The organism is Amycolatopsis rifamycinica (assembly GCF_000695625.1).
Lineage (GTDB): Bacteria > Actinomycetota > Actinomycetes > Mycobacteriales > Pseudonocardiaceae > Amycolatopsis > Amycolatopsis rifamycinica.
Genome location: NZ_JMQI01000028.1, coordinates 110,193 through 127,419, shown reverse-complemented (window position 1 = coordinate 127,419; position 17,227 = coordinate 110,193). Strand labels below are relative to the sequence as shown.

Annotated in this window: 18 protein-coding genes; 15 read left to right on the top strand and 3 right to left on the bottom strand. The window is 71.8% G+C overall.

Features of this window, described 5'->3' with window-relative positions; all coding sequences use genetic code 11:
• Positions 1-41: 41 nt before the first annotated feature.
• On the top strand, positions 42-452 hold the full coding sequence (locus DV20_RS15030; protein WP_043780555.1) for a hypothetical protein: 411 nt from the start codon (positions 42-44) through the stop codon (positions 450-452).
• Between the two features lie 76 nt (positions 453-528).
• Positions 529-822: an iron-sulfur cluster biosynthesis family protein gene (locus DV20_RS15025; protein WP_043780554.1), complete on the top strand. Its 294-nt coding sequence runs from the start codon at positions 529-531 to the stop codon at positions 820-822.
• Between the two features lie 224 nt (positions 823-1,046).
• On the opposite strand, the gene DV20_RS15020 is transcribed toward DV20_RS15025, so the two are convergent.
• From DV20_RS15020 to DV20_RS15010, 3 genes are read right to left on the bottom strand one after another with little or no spacing between them, the layout of a single operon-like run.
• Entirely contained in the window at positions 1,047-2,168 is a 1,122-nt protein-coding gene (locus tag DV20_RS15020) for a glycerate kinase (RefSeq protein WP_043780552.1), read from the bottom strand.
• Entirely contained in the window at positions 2,165-3,109 is a 945-nt protein-coding gene (locus tag DV20_RS15015; protein WP_043780550.1) for a 2-hydroxyacid dehydrogenase, read from the bottom strand. Before DV20_RS15015 ends, DV20_RS15020 begins: the two co-directional genes overlap by 4 nt.
• Positions 3,110-3,139: 30 nt before the next feature.
• The gene (locus DV20_RS15010) at positions 3,140-5,236 is read right to left on the bottom strand and encodes an alpha-galactosidase (protein WP_043780548.1); all 2,097 of its coding nucleotides are present in this window, start codon (positions 5,234-5,236) and stop codon (positions 3,140-3,142) included.
• Positions 5,237-5,312: 76 nt separating this feature from the next.
• On the opposite strand from DV20_RS15010, the gene DV20_RS15005 reads away from it, so the two are divergent.
• The 13 genes from DV20_RS15005 (at position 5,313) to DV20_RS14945 (ending at position 17,111) form a co-directional block, all read left to right on the top strand.
• Complete coding sequence (locus tag DV20_RS15005) at positions 5,313-6,482, top strand: ROK family protein (RefSeq protein WP_235190841.1); 1,170 nt, start codon at positions 5,313-5,315, stop codon at positions 6,480-6,482.
• 18 nt (positions 6,483-6,500) lie between these two features.
• Positions 6,501-7,763 carry an ABC transporter substrate-binding protein gene (locus DV20_RS15000; RefSeq protein ID WP_043780543.1) on the top strand — a complete coding sequence of 421 codons (1,263 nt, stop codon included), beginning with the start codon at positions 6,501-6,503 and terminating at the stop codon, positions 7,761-7,763.
• Positions 7,760-8,716, top strand: a complete 957-nt coding sequence (locus tag DV20_RS14995) for a carbohydrate ABC transporter permease (RefSeq protein WP_043780542.1) — start codon at positions 7,760-7,762, stop codon at positions 8,714-8,716. Before DV20_RS15000 ends, DV20_RS14995 begins: the two co-directional genes overlap by 4 nt.
• Positions 8,716-9,549 carry a carbohydrate ABC transporter permease gene (locus DV20_RS14990; RefSeq protein WP_043780539.1) on the top strand — a complete coding sequence of 278 codons (834 nt, stop codon included), beginning with the start codon at positions 8,716-8,718 and terminating at the stop codon, positions 9,547-9,549. The genes DV20_RS14995 and DV20_RS14990 overlap by 1 nt, the downstream gene beginning before the upstream one ends.
• A 22-nt stretch (positions 9,550-9,571) precedes the next feature.
• Entirely contained in the window at positions 9,572-10,879 is a 1,308-nt protein-coding gene (locus tag DV20_RS14985; RefSeq protein WP_043780537.1) for a glycoside hydrolase family 27 protein, read from the top strand.
• A gap of 165 nt (positions 10,880-11,044) precedes the next feature.
• A complete protein-coding gene (locus DV20_RS14980; protein WP_043780536.1) occupies positions 11,045-11,854 on the top strand; it encodes a CoA transferase subunit A in 810 nt (269 codons plus the stop codon).
• Positions 11,851-12,609 carry a CoA-transferase subunit beta gene (locus tag DV20_RS14975; protein WP_043780534.1) on the top strand — a complete coding sequence of 253 codons (759 nt, stop codon included), beginning with the start codon at positions 11,851-11,853 and terminating at the stop codon, positions 12,607-12,609. The genes DV20_RS14980 and DV20_RS14975 overlap by 4 nt, the downstream gene beginning before the upstream one ends.
• Positions 12,606-13,787 (top strand): thiolase family protein, encoded by a 1,182-nt coding sequence (locus DV20_RS14970; RefSeq protein WP_043780532.1) that lies wholly within the window; start codon positions 12,606-12,608, stop codon positions 13,785-13,787. The genes DV20_RS14975 and DV20_RS14970 overlap by 4 nt, the downstream gene beginning before the upstream one ends.
• Positions 13,788-13,799: 12 nt before the next feature.
• Positions 13,800-14,534: a protocatechuate 3,4-dioxygenase subunit beta gene (gene pcaH, locus DV20_RS14965; protein ID WP_043780530.1), complete on the top strand. Its 735-nt coding sequence runs from the start codon at positions 13,800-13,802 to the stop codon at positions 14,532-14,534.
• On the top strand, positions 14,534-15,088 hold the full coding sequence (gene pcaG, locus DV20_RS14960; RefSeq protein WP_043780528.1) for a protocatechuate 3,4-dioxygenase subunit alpha: 555 nt from the start codon (positions 14,534-14,536) through the stop codon (positions 15,086-15,088). Before pcaH ends, pcaG begins: the two co-directional genes overlap by 1 nt.
• Before the next feature lie 4 nt (positions 15,089-15,092).
• Entirely contained in the window at positions 15,093-15,869 is a 777-nt protein-coding gene (pcaD, locus tag DV20_RS14955; RefSeq protein WP_043780526.1) for a 3-oxoadipate enol-lactonase, read from the top strand.
• Positions 15,866-16,267 carry a 4-carboxymuconolactone decarboxylase gene (gene pcaC, locus DV20_RS14950; RefSeq protein ID WP_043780524.1) on the top strand — a complete coding sequence of 134 codons (402 nt, stop codon included), beginning with the start codon at positions 15,866-15,868 and terminating at the stop codon, positions 16,265-16,267. The genes pcaD and pcaC overlap by 4 nt, the downstream gene beginning before the upstream one ends.
• Before the next feature lie 10 nt (positions 16,268-16,277).
• Positions 16,278-17,111 carry an IclR family transcriptional regulator domain-containing protein gene (locus DV20_RS14945; RefSeq protein WP_043780954.1) on the top strand — a complete coding sequence of 278 codons (834 nt, stop codon included), beginning with the start codon at positions 16,278-16,280 and terminating at the stop codon, positions 17,109-17,111.
• Positions 17,112-17,227 lie beyond the last annotated feature (116 nt).

Here is a 17,227-nt window from a genome sequence, read left to right as displayed (position 1 = left end):
TCACCGGCGATGAAGAAGTTTCCGATGCGCCAGGAGGGCCCGTGAGTGACCGTGACTCGGCCGAATCGCAGAGCTTGAGCCCCAGCGAGGCGCTCGACGAGGACGAGCTGCGCGTGGATTCGCTCGAGGAGGGCATGGAGCCGCCCGAGCACTGGAGCGCGGCCGACCGCTACGGCACCACGCCGCGGGAGATCCGCGAAGGCGAACCGATGGACCTGCGGCTGGCCGAAGAGGTCCCGGACGCCGAGCCCGAGCCGGTCCCGGAACGCCCGCTCGCGGCCACACCGGCGGCGGAGCTCGACGAGACGATCGAGGACGCCCCGGCGGACTTCGAGCCGGTGGTCCCGGAGGAGACGGTGCCTCGCCGTCATTCGAACCAGGGCCGCCGCGAGACGACGGACTACGCGGGCGAATCGGTGGCGGACGCCATTCGCGCGGCGCGGCAGGGCTGATCCGCTCAGCCTGCACGTCCGTTCGGACGCCCCTAGCGTGAAGCTGCATCGGACCGCGACGAAGGGAAGGCCGAAGATGCTGACCGTGACCGAAGCCGCCGCCGAGGCGATCACCGCCCTGACGAGCCAGGGGGAGGGCGAGGCCGGGCTGCGCCTGGCCGTCCAGAACACCGACGGCGAAAGCGCCCAGCTGGCGCTGTCGGTGGCCCCCGAGCCGGCAGAGGGCGACAGCGTGCTGGGGGAGGACCAGGGGCCGAAGGTGTTCCTCGAGCCCCAGGCAGCGGCGTTGCTGGACGACAAGGTGCTCGACGTGCAGGAGGACGACGCCGGCGGAGTGGCCTTCGCCGTGCTGCCGCAGCACACGAGCTGACCGCGGCGGACGGGCCTTTCGCCGCCGGGTGCGGAAGGTCCGTCCGCTCGCCGGCCGCCGGGCGGCTCCCCGGGATGCGCTCTGACCCGCGCCGGCGGGTTCACCAGCCCGCGCTTCGGCCACGGGCGATTCGTGGTTCCGGCTGAGCGCGATGCAGTCTTGCGAGACTGCCCGCCCGGCCGGGGTGAGCCGCCTCCGTGCGCTCCCGCGTTACCCCTCCCGCGTTACCCCTCCCGCCAGGCGCGAACCACCTCCGCGGCTCGCTCCCGCAGCAACTCCGCGGCGTGACTCCGCGCGTGGTCCAGCGAAGGCGCGTGGTCGATCAAGGCGCTGCTCCCCACCACACCCAGCCGTGCCAACCCGGCCGCGTCCAGCTGGATCCGCCCCGCCAGCGCCAGCAGCGGCACGCCGCGTGACCGCGCCCGGTCGGCGATCCCCGCCGGGGCCTTGCCGTTCAGGCTCTGCTCGTCCAGCGATCCCTCGCCCGTGATGACCAGATCCGCCCCCGCCAGCGCCGCGTCCACCCCGGTCAGGCCCGCGATCAGGTCGAACCCGGATTCGACCGACGCACCCAGTGCGATCGCCGCCGCCGCGACCCCGCCGCCGGCGCCCGAGCCCGGCACCCGCGTGACGTCCGGCGCGCCACCCACCCGCAGCGCGTGCGCCCACCGCCCCAGTGCCTCGTCGAGCAGCGCCACCTCCGACGGCCCCGCGCCCTTCTGCGGCCCGAACACCGCCGCCGCGCCGTCCGGGCCCAGCAGCGGGTTCGTCACGTCGGTCGCGACCGCCACGCTCACCCCGGCCAGCCGCTCCCGCACCGGCGTCAGCTCGGTCGACGCCACTCGTGTCAGCGTCCCGCCGCCCAAGCCGACCGGCGCGCCGAACGCGTCGAGCACGCCGGCGCCCAGCGCCCCCAGCATCCCGGCCCCGCCGTCGGTGCTGGCCGTGCCGCCGACCGTGAGCACGAGCCGTTTCGCGCCGTGGATCAGCGCGTCCGCCAACAGTTCGCCGACCCCCCAGGTGTGCGCGGCCAGCGCCGTCGACGGCGAAGGTTCGACGAACTCGATGCCGCACGCCCGTGCGGATTCGACGTACGCGGTGCCGTCGAGCACCGCGTACCGCGCCTTGACCGGCTCCTCGAGCGGCCCGCGGACCGTCAGCCGCACGATCCGCGCGCCCGCCGCCTCCAGCACGTCCAGGGTGCCTTCGCCGCCGTCGGCGACCGGGCAGGTGACGATTTCCGCGCCCGGCAAGGCATCGCGCACGCCCAGCGCGATCGCCTCCGCGGCCTCGACCGCGGTGAGGCTGCCCTTGAACTTGTCGGGCGCGATGACGACCCGGGTCACGGCTTCACCTCCGTCAGCGGGGGACGCCCGGCGAGCACCGCCGCGACGTTGCGCGCGGCCAGCACGGCCATCGCGGTGCGGGTTTCGACCGTCGCCGACCCCAGGTGCGGGCTGAGCACGACGTCGTCCCGGCCGAGCAGCCGCGGCTCGACCTCGGGTTCGTTCTCGAAGACGTCGAGCGCGGCGCCGGCGATCTCCCCGGCTTCCAGGGCGTCGGCCAGCGCGGCTTCGTCGACGACCGGGCCGCGCGTGGTGTTCACCAGGTACGCGCCGGGTTTCATGGCCCGCAACGCGGTGGCGTCGACGAGGTGCCGTGTCTCGGGCGTCAGCGGGCAGTGCAGCGACACGACGTCCGAGCGCGCCAGCAGCTCCTCGAACGACACGTACTCGGCGTCAGTGTCCTTTTGGGACCGTCCGGAGTAGACGACCGTCATCCCGAACGCCGCCGCCCGGCGAGCCATCGCCCGCCCGATCTGCCCGAACCCGACGACGCCCAGCGTCTTGCCCTGCAGCCCGGAGCCGAGCATGAAGCCGAGGTGGAACGACCACGGTGTGCGCGACCGCAGCAGCCGTTCGCCCTCGCCGAGCCGCCGCGTGACGGCGAGCAGCAGCCCGAAGGCGAGGTCGGCGGTCGCGTCGGTGAGCACGCCCGGCGTGTTCGTGACGACGACGCCACGGGACGCCAGCGCCGGGACGTCGACGTTGTCGTACCCGACGGCGACGTTCGCGACGACCTTCAGCCCCGGTCCGGCGGCGTCGGCCAGCGCGCCGTCGAGCCGGTCGTGCAGCATCCCCACGACGGCCGCGGCGCCGTCGGCGAACTCGTGCAGCTCCGCGGGCGTCAGCGGCCGATCGACGGGGGAGATCTCCACATCGCCTGCCTCGGCGAGGAGCTTCACCGCGTCGTCGGGAATCCATCGGGTCACCGCGATCTTGGCCACCCCGACAGCCTAAGCCACGGCACCGGCAATTCAGCCCACTCGCGTCAGCCGCACCACCGCGCTCGCGTACCCGCTGCCGGGAAGATCGACGTCGAGCCCGTGGCTCAGCAACACCGCGCCGTGGTGCTCGACGCCGTCGGGGTCGCGGTAGCGCCCGGCGGGGTCCAGGCCGGCGAGCCGCGGCGGGGTGAAGGGCCGCGCGAACTCCGTGGGCCGCCGCCAGAAGAACACGACCACGGAATCGCCGAGCACGTACTGCACCGCGGTCAGCGCCGAGACCGCCGGATCCGCCAGCCGGTACAGCGTGCCGTGCTGCACGACGGGCCGGATCTCCTTGTACAGGGCCACCAGCGACGCCGCTTCGGCGAGTTCGCCCGGCGTCCAGCGCGGCAGGTCGCCGCCCAGGCCGAGCACGCCCGCCATCGCCACGTGGAACCGGAAGCTCAGCGGCGCCTCCCGTCGCGTGGCCGGGTTCGGGCTGTCGGTCACCCAGGCCGACATCGTGCCCGCCGGGTAGAGCTGGCCGTAGCCGTGCTGGATGGTGATCCGGTCGGCGGCGTCGGTGTTGTCCGACGCCCAGATCTCGTCGGTGCGGGCGAGGATGCCCAGGTCGGTCCGTCCGCCGCCGCCCGCGCAACCCTGGATCCGCAGGTCCGGGTGGTCGGCGCGCAGCCGGTCCAGTACCGCGTACACCGCCCGCACGTGGCCGACCCACAGCCGCTGCGCGTCCGGGCCGGCTGCGGGCCAGCCGGCCTCGGTGAACGCCCGGTTCATGTCCCACTTGAGGTAGTCGATGCCGTACTCGCCGACCAGGCCGTCGAGCCACTCGTGGGCCCAGGCCGCGACGTCCGGCCGCGCGAAGTTCAGCACCAGCTGGTTGCGCAACGTCGTCCGTGACCGGTGGGCCATGTGCAGCACCCAGTCCGGGTGCGCGCGGTAGAGGTCGCTGTCCGGGTTGACCATCTCCGGCTCGACCCACAGCCCGAACCGCATGCCGTGCGCGTGAACGGCGTCGACCAGCGGCCGCAACCCGCGCGGGAAGCGCTGTTCGTTGGCGGTCCAGTCACCGAGCCCGGCCGCGTCGCCGGTGCGGGCGCCGAACCAGCCGTCGTCCATCACGAACAGTTCCGCCCCCAGCCGGGCGGCCGCCGCGGCGAGCTCGGTCTCCGTCTTCTCGTCGACGTCCCAGCCGGTCGCTTCCCAGGAGTTGTAGACGACCGGCCGCAGCTCGCCGGGGTGCGGCTGGACGAACTCGCGGACGTACGCGTGCCACCGCCGGCTGGTCCCGCCGAAGCCGTCGGCCGCGTAGAGCCCGGCGAACACCGGCGTCTCCCACGTTTCGCCCGGCCGCAGCCGCCAGGCGACGTGCTCGTGCCCGAACCCGCCGGTCCACGTGACGCGGCCGGTGTGCGTGCGCTCCACGGTGATCCGCCAGCTCCCACTCCACGCCAGCGCCGACGACCACACCTCACCGGCGGTCTCCGTCGCGTCGCCCGCGTCGAGCATCACCCACGGGTTGACCTGGTGGCTGGAGTTGCCGCGACGGCTGGTCAACGTGGTTTCGCCGACGGGCAACGGTTCGCGCCGCACGCCGTACTCGGCGTTCCAGGCGCCGGAAGTCCGGCTCAGCCGCACGCTCTCGCGGCGGGGCAGCGTCCAGGACGCGGAATCGGTGCGCAGCAACGAGATCGGCGCTTCGGAACCGGTGTGCCGCAGCGACGTCCAGCGCTCGACGACGGCACCGCGGACGCGGTAGTGCAGGGACAGCTCGAGCGGGTAGTGCCGGTCCACGAGCCGCACGACGAGGGCGTCGTCCACGAGCGCGAAGCCGTCGTAACGCCACTCGAGCGCCGAAGTCCCGTCGGCGTACCGCACGGCCAGTGCCGCGACGCCGAAGAACGCGCCGCCCTCGGCCGGGAGCTCCTGCCGCTCGTCGCCGGGCTCGTCGAAGCTGCTGTCGGCCGGGTTGCGGCGCGCGGCGACCTGCGTGGCCTGGGCCAGCGTCAGCGGCGGGCCCCAGTGGACGTGCCGCGGGCGGTCGTCGGCGTCCAGCCGGAAGGCGTACGAGCTCTCGGGGGTGCGCAGCAGCCAGAGCCGGTGCGCGGGGTCGTGTTCGACGAGCGGCATGCCCGACAGCGTAGAGCTGACCAGCGATAAAATAAATTCTTGACGAAGTTAATTAATGCCGCCTAGCCTTCCGGCCATGCCTCGCAGTGCACCGGCAAGGGCGCCGATCACCAGTCCCGCGGCCGCGACCGTGTTCACCACGGTCCTGACCGAAGGGCCGGTGGCCCGGGTCGACGTCGCACGCCGCACGGGGCTCTCCTCCGCCGCGGTCACCAAGGCCGCCCGCCCGTTCATCGAAGCCGGCTACCTGGAAGAACTCGCCTCCGGAGGCCGCACTGCCCCCGGCGCAGGCCGCCCCGCGAACCCCCTGGCCATCCGGCCCGACCGCGAGTACTTCGTCGGCGTCAAGATCACCGGGGACGACCTGATCGGCGTGGTCACCGACCTGCGCGCCGACGTCCGCGCCAGCGCCCACCACGCCCTGACCAGCCACGACGTCGGTCACGTCGTCCAGGCGCTGGCCGACCTCGCCGGCGAACTCCTGTCCGGCGACCTTGCCGAGCGCGCCTACTGCCTCGGCGTCGCGGTGTCCGGCGACGTCGACCAGACGTCCGGCGTCGTCCGGTACTCCCCGTTCCTCGGCTGGCGGGACGTCCCCCTGGCCGCCCTCCTGCACGAGGCCACCGGGCTCACGGTGACCTTGGAAAACGACGTCAAGGCCCTCGCCGTCGCCGAGCAGTGGTTCGGCGAAGGCGTCGGCGCGTCCTCGTTCGCGCTGGTCACGGTGGGGACGGGGATCGGCAGCGCGCTCGTGGTGAACGGCGGCCTGATCCGCGGCGCGCACGGCGTCGCGGGCGAGATCGGGCACGTTCCGGTCGCCGACGGCGGGCCGCCGTGCCACTGCGGTGGCCGCGGCTGCGTCGAGGCGATCGCGTCCACCGAGGCGATCCTGACCCTCGCTCGCGAGGTTTCCGGAGAGCCGGCCCTGACCATGGAAGACGCGGTGGCGCGCGCCCGCGGCGGCGACGAACCGCTGCGCGGGGTGTTCGCCGGGGCCGGGCACGCGATCGGGCTCGGCCTGGCCGCGCTGGTCAACCTGTTCGGCCCGGAGCGGGTGGTCGTCTCCGGGGAAGGTGTCGCCACCTACGACCTGTTCGAGGACCAGATCCGCCGGACCTTCGCGGTCCAGGCGTTCGGCAGCGCCGCCCGGTGCGGCCTGGTGATCCGGCCGCTGCCGTTCGAGGAGTGGGCGCGGGGCGCGGCCGCCGTCGCCATCCAAAGTCTTTTCGTCGCCGAGAGCGTCTAAGGAGTCCCTGTGAGCCCCATGAATCGCCGAAGCTTCCTGGTCGGTTCCGTCCTCTTCGCCGGTGGCGCGGCCCTCGCGGGCTGTGCCTCGGACCCGTTGAACAAGAACGCTTCCTCGGGGGCGAAGACGACGTTGCAGCAGTGGTACCACGCGTACGGCGAATCCGGGACGCAGCAAGCGGTCCAGCGGTACGCGCAGGAGTTCACGAAGGCCAACCCGGACATCGCGATCAACGTCAGCTGGATCGCCGGCGACTACGAGACCAAGCTGAACTCGGCGATGCTCACCGCGCAGGCGCCCGACCTGTTCGAGCTGGGCGACTTCCGCTACCAGAACGTCAAGAACGGCCTGCTCGCGCCGCTTGACGACGTTGTCAACCCGGTCAAGGCGGACTTCAGCCCGGCCGCACTGGACACCGTGACCGTCGACGGCAAGGTCTACGGCGTCAAGATGATCGACGACGTCATGATGTTGTACTACCGCAAGAGCGCGCTGCAGGCCGCGGGCGTCCAGCCGCCGCAGACGTTCGCCGAGCTGCTCGAAGCGACGCGGAAGCTCAACAGCGGCAAGCAGAAGGGCCTGTACGTCGGCACCGACGGCGTCGGCGAAGCGGCGACCCTCCTGCTTTGGTCGTCCGGCGCCGACTTCTTCGACTCCAGCGGCAAGAAGGTCGCCTTCGCCTCGCCCGAAGCCGTCGCCGCGATCGGCGGGCTCAAGCAGCTGCACGACACCGGCGGCCTCCTCCAGGGCTACCCGACCGACTGGTCCGACCCGGGCGCGTTCGCGAACGGTGCCACGGCCATGCAGTGGGGCGGGCTGTGGTCGCTGCCGGACATCAAGAAGGCCCTGGGTGACGACTTCGGCGTCGTCGCGTGGCCGAAGTTCGGGGACGCGGGCAAGCAGGTCGCCCGCGTCGGCGGCTGGTACCAGCTGGCCAACGCCAAGTCCCCGAACCTGGACGCGGTCAAGAAGTACATCGACTGGCTGTGGATCAAGAACGCCGACCTGCAGAAGGACTGGTGCGTCAAGTACGGCTTCCACATCCCGGCCCGCAAGCCGGTCGCGGCGCGGACGACCGAGTTCGCCACCGGCCCGGCGAAGGACGCCGTGACGATCTCCCAGCAGTTCGGCAAGTCCTACTCGGGCCTGTGGAACAAGGCGTCGGCGACGCTGTTCCTGCAGGCCGCGACGAAGATCGCGAACGGGCAGGCCGACCCCGCCGCGGAGCTGGCCGACGCGGCGAAGAAGGCGCAGGCCGAAGTAGACAAGCAGCTGGCATGACGGCCGTGATGGAGGCGCCGGCGGCCTCGGCGACGCCCGCGAAGAAGCGGCGCCGGCGTCGCGATTGGCGCGCGATCGGCGCGTTCGCGGTGCTGACCGGGCCGGTCGTGATCGGGCTGGGGCTGTTCAAGTACGTCGCCATCGGCTGGAGCTTCCTGCTCAGCTTCAACGACGCCCGCGGCACCATCACGCTCGGGAACTGGATCGGCTTCGACAACTACGCGTTCCTGCTCGGCGACGACGCCTTCCGGACCTCGTTGACGACCATCGCGATCTTCACCGTCTTCATCGTGCCGATCACCTTCGTCGCGTCACTCGGTCTCGCGGTGCTGATCAACAGCATCCGCCGCGGAAAGGCGTTCTTCCGGACGGTGTTCCTCATCCCGGCGGCGGTGTCCTACGTCGTCGCGGCGCTGGTGTGGAAGATGGCGCTGTACACCGGTCTGCCGTCCGGGGTCGCGAACGTCGTGGGCGGGCTGTTCGGCGCCGATCCGGTGCCGTGGCTGTCGACGACGAGCCCGCCGGTGTACTGGGTCGCGGTCGTGACGCTGCGGCTGTGGCTGCAGGTGGGGCTGTACATGATCCTGTTCCTGGCCGGGCTGCAGGCGATCTCGCCGTCGCTGTACGAAGCCGGCGAACTCGACGGCACGACGAAGTGGCAGGCGTTCCGCCACATCACGCTGCCGCAGCTGCGGAACACGTCCGTGGCGGTGCTGCTGTTGATCCTCATCGCCGCGTTCCAGGCGTTCGACGAGTTCTACAACCTGTTCGGCACCGGGCTTTCCGGCACGGCGACCGCGCCGGTGAAGCCGCCGCTGGTGTACCTCTACGACTCCGCGCTCGGCGACCAGAACTACGGCGTCGGCTCGGCGGGCGCGTTCCTGCTGACGGTGATCATCATCGTGATCACGCTGCTGCAGGGCCGGTTCGTCGGCTTCGGGAAGAAGGACTGATGGCCGTCCTCCCGGTCTCCCGGAAGGCGCCGAAGTACGTCCTGGCGTCGGTGCTTTCGGTGATCTTCCTGCTGCCGTTCTACATCATGGTGCGCAACGCGCTGATGACGCGGCAGCAGGTCAGCTCGCCGGACTGGTCGTGGCTGCCGGACCCGCTGTCGTGGGTGAACTTCGGCGACCTGTTCGCCGACACCTCGGTGCCGATGGCGCACGCGTTGGGGAACTCGTTCCTGGTCGCGGTCGTGACCGCGCCGGTCGGCACGCTCTTCGGCTCGATGGCGGGGTACGCGCTGGCCAGGATCGACGTGCCCGGACGCCGTGCGGTGTTCACGTACGTGCTGGTCACCCTGATGATCCCGCAGTCGGTGACGTTCGTGCCGACGTTCGTCGTCGTCGGTTCGGTGGGTGGGGTCGACACCGAGTGGGGCATCATCGCGCCGAACCTGTTCAGCGCGTTCACCGTCATCCTGTTCCGCAACTTCTACCTGCGGTTCCCCGCCGAGATCGAGGAGGCCGGGCGGCTCGACGGGCTCGGCCACCTCGGCGTCTACCGGCGGCTCGTCCTGCCGAACTCCGGGAGCATGATCGCCTCGCTCGGGGCGCTGCTGTTCATCGAAAGCTGGAACGCGTTCCTGTGGCCGCTGGTGATCGGGCAGGACCCGTCGTCGTGGACCGCGCAGATCGCGCTCTCGACGTTCCTGACCGCGCAGTCGGTCAACCTGCCGGCGCTGTTCGCCGGCGCCCTGGTCACCATCGCGCCGCTGGTCGCGATGTTCCTGGTCGCCCAGCGGTTCATCGTCCGCGGGATCGCGGCGAGCGGGCTCAAGGAGTAGGTCCCCTATCGAGGAGTGTTCAGTGAAGCGCCTCCTTTCCGTTTTCCTCACTGTCCTGGGTGTTTTCGCGCTGGTGGTGCCACCGGCCGACGCGCGGACGCCGTTCGTCAAGCCGTTCATGGGCTGGAGCAGCTGGAGTCTCGAGTCGTCGACCCGCGCGGGTTACGGCACTTCGTGGCTCAACGAGTCGCACATCCGGGACGCGGCTTCGGCGATGGCGTCGAAGCTCAAGTCCGCCGGCTACACCTACGTCAACATCGACTCGGGCTGGAACGCTTCGCAGTCCTGGGTCTTCCACACCGACGTCAACGGCATCCCCGACCCCGATCCGACGCGGTTCCCGTCCGGGATCCCGGCGTTGGCTTCTTACGTGCACTCGCTCGGGCTGAAGCTGGGCCTGTACGCCGTGACCGGGCTCGAGAAGGAGGTCTACGACAAGAACGCGCCGATCTTCGGGACGTCGTGCCGCGCGCAGGACATCGCCTCCCGGCCGCTGACGCCGTCGAACGGCTGGGGCGGCAACTGGAAGGTCGACTTCACGAACCCGTGCGCGCAGAAGTACTACGACTCGATCGTGGCCCGCTTCGCGTCCTGGGGCGTCGACTTCGTCAAGGTCGACGGGACGACCGCGGACAACGTCCCCGACATCAGGGCCTGGTCGGCGGCCATCGACCACGCGCGGCGGCCGATGTGGCTGACCGCGAGCGCGTGGCCGGTGCCGCGGTCGATCGGCTCCGCCTTGGCCCCGTACGCGAACGGCGTGCGCGTCGACACGGACGTCGAGTGCTACTGCGAGACGGTGTCCACCTGGGACAGCTCGGTGAAGGCGCGGTGGGCCGACCTGCCGGGCTGGCTGGGCGTGTTCGGGCCGCAGTACCGGCCGGACCTCGACTCGATGCCGATCAGCAACAACACGGGCAGCGGCATCCAGGACGGGATCTCCGACGTCGAGCGGCAGAGCGTCATGACGTTCTGGTCCATGGCGTCGTCGCCGCTGTACGTCGGGGGAGACATCTATTTCCTGGACGACCCGGCGGTGTCGATCCTGACGAACCCCGAGGTCATCGCGGTCGACCAGGCCGGCACCTACCCCACCCGGGTCACCGGCGGGGACCTCCAGGTGTGGAAGAAGCGCGCGCCGGACGGCCGGTGGTACGCGGCCGTCTACAACCTCGGCGCCACGCCCGCGGACATCCCGGTGGACCTGGGGATCCCCGGGGCGCGGCCGGTGCGTGACCTCGTCGCGCGCCAGGATCTCGGGCGGTTCCGGGGCACGTGGACGGCGTCCGCCGTGCCGCCCCACGGCTCGCGGCTGATCCGGATCGGCTGACTTTCCTGTTCGAAGGGGACTTTCTCGCTGTGCTCCGCGAGAAAGTCCCCTTCGACGTGCGTGCGTCATCCATTGGGTGGAAGACGTCTGGTCGGGCCGCGGGTCGTCGTGCTATGTTCGGTTTCAGAACGAGTGTGCGTGATGCGAACGGATTCGGAGCGTGGGATGGCGGAGCTGCTGTCACTGGAGGAGGCCGTGACCCGGCTGGTGCACGACGGCGACACCGTCGCGCTCGAAGGGTTCACGCACCTCATCCCGGTCGCGGCCGGGCAGGAGATCATCCGGCAGGGCCGCCGGGACCTCACGCTGGTGCGGATGACTCCGGACATCGTGTACGACCAGCTCATCGGCGCGGGCTGCGCGCGCAAGCTGATCTTCTCGTGGGGCGGCAACCCGGGCGTCGGCTCGCTGCACCGCTTCCGCGACGCCGTCCAGCACGACTGGCCGGTGCCGCTGGAGATCGAGGAGCACAGCCACGCGGGCATGGCGAACCGGTACGTCGCCGGCGCGTCCGGCCTGCCGTTCGCGGTGCTGCGCGGGTACACGGGCACCGACCTGCCGGCGCAGACGGCCACGATCAAGCCGATCACCTGCCCGTTCACCGGCGAGAAGCTGACGGCGGTGCCGGCCTTGAACCCGGACGTCGCGATCGTCCACGCCCAGCGCGCGGACCGGGCCGGCAACGTGCAGATGTGGGGCATCACCGGCGTCCAGAAGGAAGCGGTGCTGGCGGCGAAGCGGTCGCTGGTGACGGTCGAGGAGATCGTCGACGAGCTGGAACCCCGGCCCGGCGCGGTCGTGCTCCCCGCATGGGTGGTCACGGCGGTGGCCGAGGTCCCGGGTGGCGCGAAGCCGTCGTACGCGGCGGGGTACTACGAGCGGGACAACTCGGCGTACCAGGCGTGGGACAAGATCGGGCGAGACCGCGAACAGTTCACGAAGTGGCTGAACGAGCTGACCGGGGTGAAGGCATGAGCGCCCAGTACTCCTCCGACGAGATGATGAGCGTCGCGGCGGCCCGCGCCCTCGGTGACGGCATGTCCTGCTTCGTCGGGATCGGTCTCCCGAGCAAGGCGGCGAACCTCGCCCGCCGGGCCCACGCCCCGAACCTGACGCTGATCTACGAGTCCGGCTGCCTGGGCGCCAAGCCGTCGAGGCTGCCGTTGTCGATCGGTGACGGCGAGCTGGCCGACACTGCGGACGCGGTGATCAGCGTGCCGGAGGTGTTCAACTACTGGCTCCAGCCGGGCCGCATCGACGTGGGCTTCCTCGGCGCCGCCCAGCTGGACAAGTTCGGCAACATCAACACGACGGTGATCGGCTCGGACTACCGCGACCCGAAGGTCCGGCTGCCGGGTGCGGGCGGCGCCCCGGAGATCGCGGCCTCGTGCGGTGAGGTGTTCGTCGTCCTGCGTCAGAACCCCCGGGCGTTCGTGGAGAAGGTCGACTTCGTGACGTCGTTCGGCCACGGAACCGGCAAGGGCGACCGCGAGCGCCTCGGCCTCCCCGGTCGCGGCCCGACGCTGGTGGTGACGGACCTGGGCCTGCTGCGCCCGGACCCGGAGACGGCGGAACTGACGTTGACGCAGCTGCACCCCGGCGTGGACCTCGACAGCGCCGTCGCGGCCACGGGGTGGAAACTGAAGGTGTCCGACGACCTCGAGACCACCCCCGCCCCCACGGAGCAGGAGCTGACCCTCCTGCGAGACCTGGAGAAGGCAAGCGCATGACCGACGTCTACATCCTCGACGCGATCCGCACCCCGTTCGGCCGCTACGGCGGCGCGCTGGCCGGCGTCCGCCCCGACGACCTGGCCGCCGGAGTGCTGCGCGCCCTGCAGCGGCGCAACGACCTCGACCCGTCCACAGTGGACGAGGTCACCCTCGGCGACGCGAACGGCGCGGGCGAGGACAACCGCAACGTCGCCCGCATGGCCGCCCTCCTCGCCGGCTGGCCCACGACCGTCCCCGGCAGCACGGTCAACCGCCTCTGCGGCTCCGGTCTCGACGCGGCCATCCAGGCCAGTCGGGCGATCCAGGTCGGCGACGCCTCCCTCGTCGTCGCCGGCGGCGTCGAGTCCATGACGCGCTCGCCGCTGGTCATGCCCAAGCCCGAAAAGGCGTTCCCCACCGGCAACCAGACCTTGTACAACACCGCGCTCGGCTGGCGCATGGTCAACCCGGCGATGCCCTCGCAGTGGACGATCTCCCTCGGCGAGTCGACCGAGCAGCTCGCCGAGCGCTACGGCATCGGCCGCGACGAGCAGGACGCCTTCGCCGCCCGCAGCCACGTCAACGCCGCCAAGGCGTGGGACGAGGGCTTCTACGACGACCTGGTCGTCCCGGTCGAGGGCGTCGACCTGGCCCGGGACGAAGGGATCCGCCCCGACTCCAGTCCCGAGAAGCTCGCCAAGCTGAAGCCCGTGTTCCGCAAGGAGAACGGCACCGTCACCGCGGGCAACGCCTCCCCACTGAACGACGGCGCGTCGGCCCTCCTCCTCGGCGGCGAAACGGCCGCGAGCCGCCTGGGCAAGGCCCCGCTCGCCCGGATCGCCGGCCGCGGCGCGGCGGGCGTCGACCCGGACGTCTTCGGCATCGGCCCGGTGCGCGCGGCGGAGATCGCCCTCGAGCGGGCCGGCATCGGCTGGGGCGACCTGGCCGCGGTCGAGCTCAACGAGGCCTTCGCCGCGCAGTCGCTGGCCTGCCTGCGCGACTGGAAGGACCTCGACCCGGAGATCGTGAACACCCACGGCGGCGCGATCGCCATCGGGCACCCGCTCGGCGCGTCCGGCGGCCGCATCCTCGGCACCCTGGCGCACGACCTGCACCGCCGCGGCGGGGGCTGGGGCCTCGCCGCCATCTGCATCGGCGTCGGCCAAGGGCTGGCCGTCGTCCTCGAAGGCCGGTAAGGGAGAACAGCAATGGCCACTCCGACCGATCTCAGGCTGCCGCGCTACGGGGAAGACCCCGAAGGCACCCACCCGCCCCTCGACTCCAGCGGCTACCGCTCCACCGCGCTGCGGCACCCGGAGCAGGACCTCGTCCTGCTCCCGCAGATGCTCACCGAGGTCACCGGCCCGCTGCTCGGCCCCGGCCGCCTCGGCGAGCACGACAACGACCTCACCCGCCGGCACGCCGGCGAGCCGCAGGGCCAGCGCATCATCGTCACCGGGCGGCTCCTCGACGGCGACGGCCGTCCGGTGCGCGACTCGCTCGTCGAGATCTGGCAGGCGAACGCGGGCGGCCGCTACCGGCACACCGGCGACCGCTGGCCGTCCCCGCTCGACCCGAACTTCGACGGCGTCGGCCGCACCCTGACCGACAGCGAGGGCCGCTACACCTTCACCACCATCAAGCCCGGCGCGTACCCGTGGAAGAACCACGACAACGCCTGGCGTCCCGCGCACATCCACTTCTCGGTGTTCGGCTCGGCGTTCACCCAGCGGCTGGTCACCCAGATGTACTTCCCGGACGACCCGCTGTTCTCCCAGGACCCGATCTTCAACTCCATCCCGGACGAGAAGGCCCGGCAGCGGATGGTCTCCCGCTACGACCACGACATCACGCAGGCCGAGTGGGCGCTCGGGTTCCAGTTCGACATCGTGCTGCGCGGACGCGACGCGTCGGTGTTCGAAGAGGAAGAGGACGAAGACTGATGACCAGGCTGCTGCCCACCCCTTCGCAGACCGTCGGCCCGTACCTGTCGATCGGGCTGCCCTGGCCCGACGGCCCGCATGTCGTGCCCGAGGGCACGCCGGGCGCGTTCTGGATCCGCGGCACCGTCCGCGACGGCAACGGCGACCCGGTCCCGGACGCGATGATCGAAACCTGGCAGGCCGACCCGGACGGCGGCTTCCGCCACCCGGACGACCCGCGCGGCGCGGCGTCCGGCGAGTTCCGCGGCTTCGGCCGCTGCCCGACCGAGACCGACGGCACCTACGGGATCCTCACTCTGCTCCCGGGCGTGGTCCCCGGCGAGGGTGGCACCACGCAGGCCCGGCACATCGACGTTTCGGTGTTCGCGCGCGGCCTGCTCAACCGGGTCGTCACGCGGATCTACTTCGAGGACCAGGACAACTCCGGCGACCCGGTGCTGGCGACGGTCCCGGAGGAGCGGCGCGGCACGCTGATCGCGGCGAAGACCGAGGACGGCTACCGCTTCGACGTGCGGCTGCAGGGAGACGGCGAGACCGTCTTCTTCCGGGTGTGACGCCGTGAGCGCCGTGAAGCTGCACCGGGTCGTGGACGGACCCGCGGACGGGCCGGTGGTCGTGTTCGGCGGTTCGCTCGGCAGCGACCTGCGGATGTGGGAGCCCCAGGTCGCGCCGTTGGCGGAGCGCGGTTTCCGGGTGGTCAGGTACGACACGCGCGGGCACGGCGCGTCGCCGGTCCCGCCGGGGCCCTACGAGCTCGAAGACCTGGGTGCCGACGTCGTGGCGCTCCTCGACGAGCTCGGCGCCGAGCGGGCGCACCTGGTGGGCCTGTCCCTCGGCGGCATGACGGGGATGTGGCTCGGGATCCACGCGCCGGACCGGGTCGCGAGCCTGGTGCTGTGCTGCACGTCCGCGAAGCTCGGCCCGCCGTCGATGTGGGCCGAGCGGGCCCGCACGGTCCGCGCCGAGGGCACCGCCGCCGTGGCCGACGCGGGGGTGAGCCGCTGGCTGACGCCGGGGTACGTCGAGCGGCATCCGGACCGGGCCGAATTCCTCCGGGCGATGATCGCGGCGGTCCCGGCCGAGGGGTACGCGGCCTGCTGCGGCGTCATCGAGCGGATGGACCTGCTGGGGCTGCTCCCGAAGATCACCGCCCCCACCCTGGTCATCGCGGGCGCGGAAGACCCGGCCACCTCGCCGGGCGAGCACGCGCGGCCGATCGCCGAGGGCATATCCGGAGCGCGGCTGGAGGTCGTGGCGGACGCCGCGCACCTGGGCAGCTACGAGCGGCCGGCGGAGTTCACCCGGCTGATCCTGGACCACTTGGAGCGAGCATGACGGACCGCCACGAGCAGGGCATGAAGGTGCGGCGCGAGGTGCTCGGCGACGAGCACGTCGACCGCGCGGTCGCGGGCACCACGGACTTCAGCCGCCCGTTCCAGGACTACATCACCGAGGGCGCGTGGGGCACGGTGTGGGCCCGCGACGGCCTCGACCGCCGCACGCGCAGCTGCGTGACACTGGCGGCGCTCACCGCGTTGCAGGCGCACAACGAGCTGGCGATGCACGTCCGCGCGGCGGTCCGCAACGGCCTGACGGCAGCGGAGATCAGCGAGGTCCTGCTGCACACGGCGGTCTACGCCGGAGCACCGGCGGCGAACGCGGCGTTCGCCATCGCCCAGCGCACCCTGGCCGAGCTCGGCGAGCCGAGCGCCCGCCCCGCCGACGCCGGATAGGGTGCCGGGCATGGACGTGACGAGGCCGCAGTTCGAGGTCCGGCTGGACAGCGAACCGGCGCACCGTGGTGCCCACCACGTGCAGTCGCTGGAGCGCGGCCTGGCCGTGATCAAGGCCTTCCACGCGGGCGCGTCCGAGCTGACCTTGAGCGACGTGGCCCGCGCGACGGGCCTCACCCGCGCGGCGGCGCGAAGGTTCCTCCTGACCCTGGCCGACCTGGGCTACGTCCGCACGGACGGCAAGTACTTTTCCCTGACGGCCCGCGTGCTGGAGCTGGGGTACGCGTACTTGTCGAGCATGACCCTGCCGGAGGTGGCCCAGCCGCACCTGGAGCACCTGTCGGCCCGGGTCCACGAGTCGAGCTCGGTGTCGGTACTGGAGGGCACCGACATCGTGTACGTGGCGCGAGTGGCGATCTCCCGCATCATGACGGTGAGCATCAACGTGGGCACCCGCTTTCCGGCGTACGCGACATCGATGGGCCACGTCCTGCTGGCGGGACTCGCCGAGGCGGAGCTGGCGGAGTACTTCCGGGTGGCCAGCCTGGACCCCCTGACGGCCCACACGGTGACGGCCCCCGAGCGCCTCCGCACGGAGTTGGCCAAGGTGGCCGCCCAGGGCTGGGCGATGGTGGACCAGGAACTGGAGGAAGGCCTCCGCTCGGTGGCCGCCCCCATCCGCAACCGCACCGGAACCGTAGTGGCGGCGGTGAACCTGTCCACCCACGCAAGCCGCACAACGGCCGAGTCGGTGCAGAGAGACCTGATCCCCCCACTCCTGGAGACGGCCCGCGCCATCGAGGCGGACCTGGCGGTCGGAGCCCCCCAGAGAGCCCGTGGCTGAGCGGATCCAGCCGGCGGGGGCCGAGGTGGCCGAGCAGGCAGGGGCCGAGATGGCCGAGCGGGCCGTCCGGAGGGTGCCGCTGGGCGGCGGGTCGGCCGGAGAGTGCCGGCGGTCGA